Annotated in this window: 6 protein-coding genes; 5 read left to right on the forward strand and 1 reads right to left on the reverse strand. The window is 72.5% G+C overall.

Going from position 1 to position 13,380, the window contains the following annotated elements:
* The first annotated feature begins 43 nt into the window (after positions 1 to 43).
* From ACFYW7_RS08895 to ACFYW7_RS08905, 3 genes are read left to right on the forward strand one after another with little or no spacing between them, the layout of a single operon-like run.
* Positions 44 to 799: a (Fe-S)-binding protein gene (locus ACFYW7_RS08895; RefSeq protein ID WP_389499579.1), complete on the forward strand. Its 756-nt coding sequence runs from the start codon at positions 44 to 46 to the stop codon at positions 797 to 799.
* Positions 796 to 2,289 carry a LutB/LldF family L-lactate oxidation iron-sulfur protein gene (locus tag ACFYW7_RS08900; RefSeq protein ID WP_389499581.1) on the forward strand — a complete coding sequence of 498 codons (1,494 nt, stop codon included), beginning with the start codon at positions 796 to 798 and terminating at the stop codon, positions 2,287 to 2,289. The genes ACFYW7_RS08895 and ACFYW7_RS08900 overlap by 4 nt, the downstream gene beginning before the upstream one ends.
* The gene (locus ACFYW7_RS08905) at positions 2,286 to 2,969 is read left to right on the forward strand and encodes a lactate utilization protein C (RefSeq protein WP_389499583.1); all 684 of its coding nucleotides are present in this window, start codon (positions 2,286 to 2,288) and stop codon (positions 2,967 to 2,969) included. Before ACFYW7_RS08900 ends, ACFYW7_RS08905 begins: the two co-directional genes overlap by 4 nt.
* Positions 2,970 to 3,127: 158 nt before the next feature.
* Here ACFYW7_RS08905 and ACFYW7_RS08910 read toward each other — a convergent pair whose 3' ends face one another.
* Positions 3,128 to 4,567, reverse strand: coding sequence for an MFS transporter (locus ACFYW7_RS08910; protein ID WP_389499585.1), 1,440 nt, complete (start codon positions 4,565 to 4,567; stop codon positions 3,128 to 3,130).
* Positions 4,568 to 4,854: 287 nt separating this feature from the next.
* Here ACFYW7_RS08910 and ACFYW7_RS08915 point away from each other — a divergent pair, with 287 nt between their 5' ends.
* Positions 4,855 to 6,636 carry a fatty acyl-AMP ligase gene (locus ACFYW7_RS08915; RefSeq protein ID WP_389499587.1) on the forward strand — a complete coding sequence of 594 codons (1,782 nt, stop codon included), beginning with the start codon at positions 4,855 to 4,857 and terminating at the stop codon, positions 6,634 to 6,636.
* Positions 6,633 to 13,301 carry an SDR family NAD(P)-dependent oxidoreductase gene (locus ACFYW7_RS08920; RefSeq protein WP_389499589.1) on the forward strand — a complete coding sequence of 2,223 codons (6,669 nt, stop codon included), beginning with the start codon at positions 6,633 to 6,635 and terminating at the stop codon, positions 13,299 to 13,301. Before ACFYW7_RS08915 ends, ACFYW7_RS08920 begins: the two co-directional genes overlap by 4 nt.
* The last annotated feature ends 79 nt before the right edge of the window (positions 13,302 to 13,380 follow it).

The following is a 13,380-nucleotide window of genomic DNA, read 5'->3' on the forward strand; positions in this document are numbered from 1 at the left end:
CCGTACCCTGCACCCGATCCCTGACCGAGACAGAGGAGCCGCGATGCGTGTCGCCCTGTTCCTGACCTGTGTCAACGACACGCTGTACCCGGACACCGGCCGCGCCGTGGTGAGACTGCTGACCAGGCTGGGTGTCGACGTCGACTTCCCCGCGGGGCAGACCTGTTGCGGGCAGGCGCACTACAACACCGGGTACCGCCATGACGCCGAGCCGCTCGCCCGGCGCTTCTCCGAGGTGTTCGGGGACTACGAGGCGATCGTGACGCCGTCCGGATCGTGCGGGGCGATGGTGCGGGAGCTGTATCCGCGGATGGGTGAACGGGCCCGCGCCGAGGGCCGCGGCGACACCCTGGCCAGGACGCTGGCCCCGGTCGTGCCGAAGACGTACGAGCTCACCGAGTTCCTCGTCGACGTCCTCGGGGTGACGGACGTCGGCGCGTACTACCCGCACACGGTCACGTACCACCCCACCTGTCACGGCCTGCGCGGCCTGGGACTCGGCGACCGGCCGAACCGACTGCTCAGGGCCGTCAAGGGACTTGAGCTGCGCGAGCTGCCCGGAGCCGACGAGTGCTGCGGCTTCGGCGGGACGTTCGCCGTGAAGAACCCCGACGTCTCCGCGGCGATGGGCGCCGACAAGGTGCGCAACGCCGAGTCGACGGGCGCCGAGGTCCTGTGCGCCGCCGACAACTCGTGCCTGATGCACATCGGGGGCACGATGGGCCGCCTGAGCACGGGCATGCGGCCCGTGCACATCGCGGAGATCCTGGCGAGCACGGAAGAGGAGCCGAGCGCATGAGCGGAACGTTCGTCGGAATGCCCGCCTTCCCGAAGGCCGCGCGGGAGGCCGTCCACGACGCCACCCTGCGCGGCAATCTGCGCCACGCCACGCACACCATCCGCGCCAAGCGGGCCAAGGCCGTCGCCGAGCTCTCCGACTGGGCGGAGCTCCGCGAGGCGGGCAAGCAGATCAAGGAGCACACGCTCCGTCATCTCGACCGCTATCTGGTGCGGTTGGAGGAGTCGGTGACCGCGGCCGGTGGCGTCGTGCACTGGGCCGCCGACGCCGAGGAGGCCAACCGGATCGTCACGGACCTGGTGAAGGCGACCGGCGAGAGCGAGGTCGTCAAGGTCAAGTCGATGGCCACCCAGGAGATCGGGCTCAACGAGGCGCTGGAGGCCGCGGGCATCCACGCGTACGAGACCGATCTCGCCGAGCTCATCGTGCAGTTGGGCAAGGACCGGCCGTCGCACATCCTCGTTCCGGCGATCCACCGCAACCGCGGCGAGATCCGCGACATCTTCGTCCGCGAGATGGGCGGGTGGGGCCGTCCGGCGCCCGAGGGACTCTCCGACACGCCCGCCGAACTGGCCGAGGCGGCGCGCGTGCATCTGCGCGAGAAGTTCCTGCGCGCCAAGGTCGGCATCTCCGGGGCCAACTTCATGGTCGCCGAGACCGGCACCCTCGTCGTCGTGGAGTCCGAGGGCAACGGGCGCATGTGCCTGACGCTCCCCGAGACCCTGATCTCGGTCGTCGGCATCGAGAAGATCGTGCCGACCTGGCGGGACCTGGAGGTGTTCCTGCAGACCCTGCCGCGCTCCTCGACGGCCGAACGCATGAACCCGTACACCTCGATGTGGACGGGCACCGGCAACGGTCACGCCGGGGAGGGCGACGGCCCGCGGACGTTCCACCTGGTCCTGCTGGACAACGGCCGCACCGACACGCTCGCCGACGAGGTCGGGCGCCAGGCGCTGCGGTGCATCCGCTGCTCGGCCTGCCTCAACGTCTGCCCGGTGTACGAGCGGGCCGGCGGCCACGCCTACGGTTCGGTCTACCCGGGGCCGATCGGCGCCATCCTCAGCCCCCAGCTGCGGGGCACCGCGAGCGAGATCGACGCGTCCCTCCCGTACGCCTCCTCGCTGTGCGGAGCCTGTTACGAGGTCTGTCCGGTCGCGATCGACATCCCGGAGGTCCTCGTCCATCTGCGGGAGCGGATCGCGCAGGGCGGCCGGGCGACCAGGGACGGGAACACCGTCGTGCTCAAGCCGGCCAAGGGGCACGCCGCCGAGCGGGCGGCGATGCGCGCGGCGCGCTGGGCGTTCGGCCACCCCGGCGCCCTGCGCACCGGGCAGCGGATCGCGTCCCGGACCCGCCGCTTCCACCCGCGGACCCTGCCGGGCCCCGGCAGGGCGTGGAGTGCGAGCCGTGATCTGCCCGCAGTTCCCGCGGAGTCGTTCCGCGACTGGTGGCAGCGTACGCGCGGCGGAAAGGACACGGCGAAGTGAGCAGCAGGGATCTGATCCTCGGCCGGGTGCGGCGGGCCCTCGCGGACGTGCCCCGGGACGACACACCCCCGGAGCCCGGCCGGCCCGGGAGGGACCTCCCGTACGAGCGGGCCGTCGACCGGAGCTACCTGCGCGAGCACGGTGCCCGCGGGGTCGCGGAGACGGTGGATCTGCTCGCGGCGAACCTGGCGGACTACCGGGCGATCGTGCACCGCGCCGACAGCGGGGAACTACCCCACCTGATCATGCGGTTGCTCGCCGAGCGGGGCCCCCGGTACGTCCTCGTTCCGCCGGGTCTGCCACCCGAGTGGATGTCGGCCGCCGATCCCACCCGGGTCCACGACCGCGCCGTGAGCACCCCGCACGAGTTGGACGCGGTGGAGAGCGTGGTCACGGGCTGCGCGCTGGCGATCGCCGAGACCGGCACCATCGTGCTGGACGGCTCCCCCGACCAGGGCCGCCGCCGCATCACGCTCGTCCCGGACCAGCACATCTGTGTCGTCCGTGTCCCGGACCAGGTCGTCTCCTCCGTCCCCCAGGCCCTCGAACGCCTGGACCCCACCCGCCCGTCGACCTGGATCTCCGGGCCCTCGGCGACCAGTGACATCGAACTGGACCGGGTCGAGGGGGTGCACGGCCCGCGCACCCTGGAAGTGGTACTGGTGAGCGACACGCCCTGAGCCCGGTCACCGCCGAACAGTGCCTCGGCGGTCATCGGCGTCCGGCCCCCAGGCGTACGTCACGGCGGAGTTCGGGTCGTCCGCCGGCCGGTCGAGAGCCCCGCCGGTTCCGGTGTGCCCGGCACCGGACAGGTTCGGGCCGGTGCGCGAAGCGCCCTTCACGACTCCTCGCCGACGTGGACACCGGGCACGCTGTCGCCGTCCTCGGTGCCGGCCCGACGGCGCAGCGCCCACAACGCGACGGGGGCACCCGTACCGACGAGCAGGGACGCCAGGCACAGGCCGGCCTGGTAGCCGGAGAGAAAGGCGTCCGGGTCGGAGGCTCCGGTGGAGATCGCGGCGTGCTCGACAAAAGTGACGACCGCCCCCACGAAGGCGATTCCGAAGACTCCGGACGCCTCACGGACGGCACTGAAGAGCCCCGCGGCAATACCGGAGAGATGATCGGGCGACGATTCCATGGAACGAGTGGTCAGGGGAACGGCCAGCGCGGATCCGGAACCGATGGCCGAAAGGCCGGGGAGAATATGGACGAGACTCCCTCCGGAACTTCCCAGCGCGACCATCAACAGGCCGAGGGCGACCATGAGAAGACCGACGGCCGAGATGAGCCCGTCCCCCCAACGGCGTGCCAACCGGGCGATGAACGGCGCCGTGGCGAGCAGGGACAGGGCGACGGGTGTAAAGGTCAGTCCGGCCGCGGTCGGAGTGAGTCCGAGACTGTTCTGCAGGAATTGCGAGGTGAAGAAGAAGACCCCGCTCACACCCAGGCCCCAGAGCAGTTGGCTGATGACTCCACCGACAAAGGGGCGTTTTTGAAAGAGTAATCGCAGGGCAGCACTTCGGCGCAGGGTCAGTTCACACATCAGGGCGACGAGCGACAGCACGGCGAGGATCCCCGAGGCCGCCACGGGGAGACCGCCGAACCCCCGCGCGGGCCCCTCGATGAGGAAGTAGGCGAGCGTCGCCAGCGACAGACAGGCCAACGCGACGACGCGGAGCGGGATGGTGGCCAGTGGCGCGGACGCGGCTCGCGAATCGCGTCGGGGAACGGAGACGAAGCCGACGAGGAGGCTCGCGCATCCCAGCGGCGCGTTCATCACGAAGAGCCACTGCCAGCCCAGATGCTGGGTCATGACACCGGAGACGACCGGCCCGCACGCCAGCGCCAGGGCCAGGGCGGCCGTGGTGGCGCTGAAGCCCGCGTTGCGTGCCCGGGGCGGGAGATCGTGCGAGAGGACCGCCAGCGAGGCCGGCAGGATCAGTGCCGCGCCGGCTCCCTGCAGCCCCCGGAAGGCGATCAGCATCTCTCCCGACGTCGACGCGCCGCACCCGCCCGAGGCGGCGGTGAAGAGCGCCACGCCCAGCAGCAGGGTGACGCGCCGCCCCACGGTGTCGGCCAGGTGACCGCCCAGCAGCAGCGTGCTGGCGAGTGTGAGCGGATAGACGGCCGCCACCCATTTCAAGCCCGTTTCGTCGAGTCCGAGTTCCGCGCGGATCTGGGGCAGTGCGACATTGACGATGGTGTTGTCCAGCGCCGTCATGAATGACGGCAACAGAACGGCCATGAGAATGGCGAGGGCACGCAGTCGACTCATCGGACCTGTTTCGGGCAACGGGGAATTCGCTGAGGATTGATGTCGGGCCGCCCCATGCCGAATATCCTGCACGCGGTGCGCAGCGGGCGCCACCCGCGATCCGCCCGCCGTAGCCATTCGGCGTGTCACCGGAGGCCCCACACGGATGCGTGTTTGACTGGGTGCCCGCAACCAGCGCTTTCGCGCGGAAAAGCGGAGATGGGCGGCATGGCTGTCGGCCGGCCGCCTGATGGCCTATCGGCCGAAGAGTCCTTTCCTGCCCGGCGGAACGAAGGTTCGGTGACTCAGTGCTGTCAACCATGAAGGACACCATCAGCCACCATCTCGCCCGCGCTGCGACGCAGACGCCGGACGAGAGAGCGTTCACCTTCGTGGATTTCAGCACCGACGCCGACGGAATCCCCGCCACCCTGACCTGGCGCCAACTGGACGACCGGGTCCGCTCCACCGCCGCGGCGCTGCGTCACGTCGGCGCGGCCGGTGAGCGGGTGGCGATCGTGGCACCGCAGAACCTGGACTACGTGGTCGGTTTCCTCGCCGCCGCGTGCGCCGGAGCGATCGCCGTGCCGCTGTTCCCGCCCGCCCTGCCCGGTCACGCGGAGAAGCTCGCCGCCTCGCTCACCGACGCCGACCCGGTGCTCGCCCTCACCAGCCCCGGGATCCTGGAGTCCGTGGAGCGGTTCTGCGCCGACCGGGCCGGCGCCCGGCTGCGTGTGGTCACCGAACAGGGGCTGCTCGCGGAGGTCGGACCGGATGCGGTCACGGCGGCGGCGAACGGTGAGCCCTTCCACCCGCGACCCGACGACTGCGCCTACCTGCAGTACACCTCGGGTTCCACCCGCGTGCCGTCCGGCGTGGAGATCACGCACGCCAACGTCTGCGCCAACGCCCGCCAGGGACTGGACGCGTACGACATCCGCACCGGGCGCAACTGCACCGTCGGCTGGCTGCCGCTGTACCACGACATGGGCCTGCTCCTCGCGATCGCGGCGCCCGTCGTCGGCCGCGTGCACTCCGTGCTCATGGAACCCCTGGCCTTCGTGCAGCAACCCGTCAGGTGGCTGCGCCTGCTCAGCCGGAATCCGGGAGCGATCACCGCCGCCCCCAACTTCGCGTTCGACTACGCGGCTCGCCGGGTCACCGCCGAGGAGCGCGGCGAGCTGTCCCTGGGCTCGGTCGTCGCCATGATCAACGGCAGCGAGCCCATCGCGGAGCAGACCCTGCGACGGTTCCAGGACGCCTTCGCGGAGACCGGCATGGTCCGGACGATCATGCGCCCGTCCTACGGACTGGCCGAGGCGACCGTGTTCGTCGCCGCCTCCCCGGCCGGTGAGGAACCGACCGTCACCTGCTTCGACCGGGACGCGCTCGCGGACGGAACCGCCCGGGTGGTCGAGCCCACCGACGGCGGAGCCGTGACCCGCCTGGTCGCGTGCGGGCGGCCCGTCGACCAGGAGATCGCCATCGTCGACCCGACGACGCGGGTTCGCCTGGAGGGCGGCAGCGTCGGCGAGATCTGGCTCCGCGGACCCAACGTCGGCCGCGGCTACTGGGGACGCCCCGAGCAGAGCGAAGCCACGTTCCGGGCGACCCTCCACGGCGACGACCCCCAGGACCGTACGCACCACTGGCTGCGCACCGGAGACCTCGGCCTCTGGCACGACAAGCAGCTCTACGTCACCGGCCGCATCAAGGACCTCGTGATCGTCGACGGCACCAATCACTACCCGCAGGACATCGAGCAGACCGTCGAGAACGCCCACCCGGCCATCCGCCGCCATCGCACCGCGGCCTTCGCGGTGGCCCACGACGGCGGAGAACGCCTGGTGATCGTCGCCGAACACGCCCGTGACCTCACCGAACCGAGCGCCGTCCTGGACGAGGTGACACGTGCCATCAGAGCCGCGGTCGCCGACGTCCACGCCATCTCCGTCCACGATTTCGTGCTGGCCCGGCCCGACGCCGTCCCCCACACCACCAGCGGCAAGGTCGCCCGCGGCGCGTGCCGCGCGCAGTACCTCGAGGGCACCTGGAGCGGCGTGACGCGTAAGGAGACCGGCACCGTATGACGCACACAGGCGGACACCAGGAGCCGGGCGACGACGCCCGGGCCCCCATCCCCGACGCGGCCGGCCGGAGCGGACCGGACGCCGCCGAACTGCGCGAAGTGCTGCGGCGGCTCGTCTGTGACCTCAGCGGCACCCCCGTGGAGGAACTCGACGATTCCCGGCCCCTGGCGGAGTACGGCCTCACCTCGCGCGACGCCGTCGGGCTGAGCGGCCAGTTGGAGCAGCTGCTGGGCCGCTCGCTGTCCACCACCCTGCTGTGGGAACACCCGACGATCACGCAACTGGTCGACGCGCTGACCGCCGTCGAGACGGAACGACGGCCGGAGCCGCCCGGTGACCCGGCGGTCACCGGGGACACCGGTCAGGACGCCGTCGCCGTCATCGGGGTCGGCTGCCGCCTGCCCGGCGACGTGCACGGACCGGACGCGTTCTGGGACCAGCTCCTGACCGGGACGGACACGGTCGGCCAGGTGCCCGAGGGCCGCTGGCGCGACTTCTCCGGCACGGCCCCCGACGTCACCGCCCTGATGGCGTCCACCACCAAGTGGGGCGCCTTCCTCGGCGACGTCCAGGGATTCGACGCGGAGCACTTCGGCATCACGCCACGTGAGGCCGAGGTCATGGATCCCCAGCAGCGGCTGCTGCTCGAGGTCGGCTGCGAGGCGCTGGACCACGCGGGAGTACCGGTCCAGACCCTTCAAGGCACCGCCACCGGCGTCTTCGTCGGTCTGAGCGCTCTCGAGTACGGCCATCTGACCACCTCGGACCCGACGCGCCTCACCCCGTGGACCAGCACCGGGGCGGCCGGGAGCATCGCGGCCAACCGGATGTCCTACCTGTTCGACCTTCGCGGCCCCAGCGTCACCACCGACTCGGCCTGCTCGTCTTCCCTCGTGGCCGTCCACCTGGCCTGCCGCAGCCTCCGCGCGCGCGAGTGCGACACCGCGCTGGCGGCCGGGGTCAACGTCCTCCTGTCCCCGTCGGTCACGGCCTCGTTCGAACAGGCCGGAGCGCTGGCCGCGGACGGCAGGTGCAAGCCCTTCGACGCGGCGGCGGACGGCATCACCCGTGGCGAGGGCTGCGGGGTCGTCGTACTCAAGCGCCTCGCGGACGCCCAGCGCGACGGGGACCGGGTCCTGGCCGTCGTCAGGGGCACCGCCGTCAACCAGGACGGCCGGTCGGCGGGCCTCATGGCGCCCAACCCGGCGGCCCAGGAAGCACTCCTGCGCGACGCCCTGCGCGACGCGCGGCTCGAAGCCGGCGACGTCGACTACGTCGAGGCGCACGGAACCGGGACCCTGCTGGGGGACCCCATCGAGGCGACGGCCCTGGGGTCGGTGCTCGGTTCCGGCCGGCGGCCCGATCAGCCCCTGCTGATCGGGTCGGTCAAGAGCAACCTGGGCCATCTGGAGGGCGCCGCCGGCGTCGTCGGCCTGATCAAGACCACCCTGGCCCTGCACCACGACCGCATCCCGGCCAGCCTGCACTTCCACACCCCCAATCCCCACATCGACTTCGCCGGGCTGGGCCTGCGGGTGGTCACCGAGCCGACCGCCTGGCCCACGTCCGCCGAGCGCCCCGGCCGCGCCGGCGTGTCCGCCTTCGGATTCGGCGGGACCAACGCCCACGCCGTCCTGGAGCAGGCACCACCGGCCGTGCCGTCTCCCGAGTCCCTCTCCGCCGCCGACGGTGAGGGCGACCGCCCGCACGTCCTGGTGGTGTCCGCGCGGTCCGCCGACAGGCTCGCCGACACCGCCGCGAGCCTGTCGCGACACGTCACCGACAAGGCCCCGGCACTCGCCGACCTCGCCCACACCCTGGCCCGGCACCGCCGTGGGCCGTTCTGCGCGGCCGTCGTCGCGCGGAACCACCGCGACGCGGCCACCAGGCTCGCCGCGCTGGCCCGCGACGAGACGGTCCCCGGCCTGGTGCCCCCCTGCACCGAGGCCGCGGCGCAGCCCGGCACCGACCGCCGGCCGGTATTCGTCTTCTCCGGCTACGGCTCGCAGTGGAACGGCATGGGCCGGCGCCTGCTGACCGACGATCCGCTCTTCGCCGCGCGGGTCTGCGAACTCGATCCCGTCTTTCTCGCCGAGACCGGCTCCTCCCTGACCGACATGATCACGCGGACCGACACCGACCGTTCGGTGGACCGGATCCAGCCGCTGCTCTTCGGCATCCAGCTGGCCCTGGCGAGGACGATCCGGGCGCACGGCGTGGAACCCGCCGCCGTCATCGGTCACTCGATGGGCGAGGTCGCCGCGGCCGTCGTCGTCGGCGCCCTGGACGCGCGCGGCGGACTGCGTGTCATCAGCCGCAGATCGGCCCGCCTCGCCGGCGTCGACTCCGAACAGGCCGGCGCCATGGCCGCGGTGCATCTGCCGACGGACGGCCGGGACGAACTCCTCGCCCGCTTCCCCGGAGTCGAGGTCGCCGTCCACTCCTCGCCGAAACGGTGCACCGTGGCCGGCCCCGCCGGGGCGGTGCGCGACCTGGTGGACGACCTGACCGAGCGGGGGCAACTGGCCCGCCTGCTCGACGTGGGCGGCGCCGGGCACTCGGCCGCCGTGGACCCGGTCCTCGCCCCGCTGCGCGAGGACCTCGCGCCGCTGGAGCCCCGCGCCTCCTCGACGCCCTGGTACAGCACCGTCACGGACGACCCCCGCGAGCGTCCGGCGGCCGACGCCGACTACTGGTGCGCCAACGTGCGCCGCCCCGTGCGTCTGCAACAGGCGGTGGCCGCTGCGGCCGAGGACGGGCACACCCTCTTCCTGGAGATCTCGCCGCACCCCACCGCCGTGGTCCCGGTGGCCGAGACGCTCGAAGCGGTCCCGGTGGGCGGGGAGGCCCTGGTCGTCCCGACCCTGCACAAGAAGGCCGACGAACCCGTCGACGTCCGCGTCGCGCTGACGCGGCTGCACTTCGCGGGGGTCACGACGGACACCGAGCGGCTGTGGCCCGCGGGCAGGCGCACCGCGCTGCCGACCCCCGCCTGGCGTCACGAACGGTTCTGGTTCGCCCGCGACACGACCGCCGGCTCGGTCGGTGGACACCCCCTGCTGGGTGCGCGGGCCGACGACCCGAGGACCGGCACCGTGCTGTGGCAGGGGGACATCGGCACCCGTCGGCACGGGCCCGGGCGCACGCTCCACGACAGAGCGGCGCTCACTCTCGCGTCCGCCGCCGAGCTGATGATCGAAGCCGGACTGGAACTCTGGTCCGCCACGGGCATCACCCATCTCGGCATCGATGACCTGACGATCCATCAATGGCTCGCCATCGCCAGCAGCACCCCCCTGACCACGGTGTGGGAGCCGGCCTCCGACACCCAGGGCACCGTCACCCTCCACGCCCGCGGCACCGACGGCGCCTGGCGGTGCCACGCCTCGGCCCGTGTCACCCGCGATCCCGGAGCCCCGGACGAGGAGCGCACCGACGCGAGTCGGACACCGGCCTTCGTCCAGCACTTCGTCCCCGAAGGCCCGCGACAACCACACCCTCCGGCCTACGCGCACCTGCTGACCGCCGTGCTGGAGGCCCCCGCCGCGGCGGACACCGCTCCGGCCGACGACGGCGCCGTACGGACCACCGCGCGGACCGTCCCGGTGGGCGTACGGTCCTTGCGCGTCTCGGCCCCGGGCATCCTCGACAGCGGATACGACATCTCCTGCGCGCCCGCCGGGCGCACCGTCCCGGCCACGAGCGACGCCGACATCGACGCCGCCGTCGACCAATGGCACGTCGTCGCCCGGGGGGAGACGACCGAGGTCACCGCCCGGTACGTCCAGCTGCGTTCCGTCGCGCCGCACGAGGTGCCCCGGCCGCTCGAGACGTTCACGTACGAGATCCAGTGGGAGAAGTCCACCGCTCCCCTGCCGCTGGACCTCCGCCGCGCCCTGCTCGTCAGCGACGAGGCGAACGCCGCGTCCGGCATCACGGCCTCGCTCGCGTCGGCCCTGGAGTCCCGGCATGTCGACGTCACCGTGGCCGCCGCCGGGGACGAGGCCCTCGACACGCTGGTCGACACCTGGCTGCGGACCCCGGCGGAGGGCCCCGGTGCCGTCGTCCTGCTCCTGCCCCAGCAGGAACGCCATGACGACGTGGGGCCCCTGCGCACGGCGGCACGACTGGCCCGCCTCCTCGCGCGGAACACGGACCAGCCCTCGCCACGCCTGTGGTTGACGACCGTGCTGGCACGGGCGACGGCACCCGGAGAACCCGGGACACCGCAGCTCGCCTGCCTTCGGGGGCTGGTCCGCGTCCTGGGGCTCGAACACCCCCGTCTGCGGGCCTCGTCGGTGGACATCGACAACCAGCCCGGCGCGGTCGACGACCTCGTCCAGGAACTCCTGGCCCATGGCGACGACGACGAGATCGCGTGGCGGGCCGGTACCCGCCTCGCCGCCCGTCTCTCGCGCGCCGACCTCACCTCCCTGCACAGCCGGCAGGTGGCGTTCACCCGTCCCGACGGCGCGTACGTCGTCACCGGTGGCCTGACCGGACTGGGCCTGGCCACCGCACGCCGGCTCGCCGAGCAGGGCGCCGGCCGCATCGTCCTCAACGGCCGTCGGGCCCCGGACCCGGAGACCGAGGCCGTCCTGGACGAGCTGCGGGCCCGGGGAACCTCCGTCGCCGTGGTCCGAGGAGACATCGCGGAGCCCGACACCGCCCCGGACCTGGTGCGCGCGGCCCTCGCCGAGGGCCACACCCTGCGGGGGATCGCCCACTGCGCCGGGGTCCTGCACGACCGAATGATCGCGGACCTGGACCCGACGGACATCGACACCGTGCTGCGGCCGAAGGTCGTCGGGGCCCGGAACCTGGAAGCCGCGCTGACCGGCCACGACCTGGACTGGTGGGTCACCTACAGCTCCGCCGCGGCGCTGCTCGGCTCACCGGGACAGTCCGCCTACGCGGCCGCCAACGCGTGGCTCGACTCCATGGCTCACCGGCGCAGGGCGTCCGGTCTCCCGGCGACCGCCATCGCCTGGGGCCCCTGGGAGAACGTCGGCGGAATCGCCGGGAATCCGGCTCTGGCCCTGGAGCCCGTCCGGCTGACCGAGGGCATGGACGCCCTTCAGTCGCTGGTCTCCCTGGACCGGCCCCACATCGGTGTCGTCCATCTGGACACCGACCACGTGCTGATGGGCTTCCCCGGCCTGTCCGCCGTCCCGTTCTTCGCCGACGTCCTCCAGGACGGCGCGCTCGGAGCCGACGACTGGGTGGGCCCGGCCGGCATCGCGGCCCTCGGAGACTCCGCCGGCGAGCAGGTGTACGCGCGCCTGGTGAAGACCACGGCGGCCATCATGGGATTCAGCGCCCGCGAACTCAGCGAGACGACCGCGCTGACGGATCTCGGGCTGGACTCCCTGATGACTGTGCGGATCGCCAACGCCGCTCTCCACGACTTCGGCATCGAGCTGCCGGCCCCTCGCCTGCTGCGCGGTGCCAGTCTGCGCGAACTCGGCGACGCGGTACTGGAGGAGCTGGGCCTCGACGCCTTGGCACCGGACACCGCCTCCGCACCGGTGACGCCGGACGGCACCCGGCCGGCGCGGCCCTCCACACCGGCGCTGCCGACCTCCCTCACCCCCCGGGACGCCGCCGAGCGCCTGGTCGCGGGGGCCTGGGCGGAGGTCCTGCACCACGGGCCCGGGGACGTCCACGCGGACTTCGCCGCCGCCGGCGGCGACCTGCCCGCCGCCGAGGCCATGACGGACGTCATCCGCCGGCGTCTGGACGACGACGACCAGCTGAACCTGACGGCCGAGGCCGTCCTCGCCCACCGCACGGTCGCGGCCATCGCCGAACTGATCCGCCCCGTGGTCAACCGCACCGGCCGGTCGCCGGTCACGACCCTGCGCCCTGCACCCGCCGGGACACGGCGCCCCCCGCTCTTCACGTTCCATCCCGCCGGCGGCCCGACGTCGGTCTACCGGCCGCTGACCCAACTGCTCCCGGCCGAGCAGGCCGTGTACGGGTTGGAGCGGGTCGACGAGCTGAGCACCGTCGAGGACAAGGCGGCCCACTACCTCGGGCTCATCCGCGACATCCAGCCGGAGGGGCCGTACCACCTGCTGGGCTGGTCCTTCGGCGGATGCCTCGCGTACGAACTGGCGCGCCAACTGACCGAGGCGGGGCAGGACATCGGGTTCCTGGGGCTGATCGACACCATCCTGCCCGCCGCCCTGCCGGAACAGGACTCGCCCCAACTCCTGCTCGAGCGCTTCGGACGTTTCGCCGAGTACGTCGAGACGACGTACGGCCACCGGCTGGACCTGCCGTACGAGGAATTGTCGGCCACCCCGGAGGACCGGCAGATCGACGTGATCATGCGCCTCGTCGCCGAGGCCGGACTGGACATGAGCCCGGGGATCATGGAGCACCAACGGACCTCCTACGTCGACGCCCGTGTCGGCGAGCGGTACCTCCCCCGCCCCTACGACGGACACGTCGTCCTGTACCGGGCGCAGCAGTCGCAACGGCTCACCACCGCCCTGGACCCGCGCTATCTCCGTGACGAGGCGGACCTGGGCTGGGCGCCGCTGTGCCGGTCCCTGGAGATCGTCCCCGTCGAGGGCGACCACCTCTCCGTCATCGACCCGCCCCACGTCCGGACCATCGCTCAGCACGTGACCGGCGCCACCGCTCCGCCCGCACCATGAACCCCACCCGGGCGTCCGGGCCCGGGCATGAGCCCTCCTCACCCGCGCGGGTGAGGAGGGCTCATGCCCGCTGATCGGC

The sequence above is a fragment of the Streptomyces sp. NPDC002580 genome, assembly GCF_042889485.1.
In the GTDB taxonomy this organism is placed as follows: domain Bacteria; phylum Actinomycetota; class Actinomycetes; order Streptomycetales; family Streptomycetaceae; genus Streptomyces.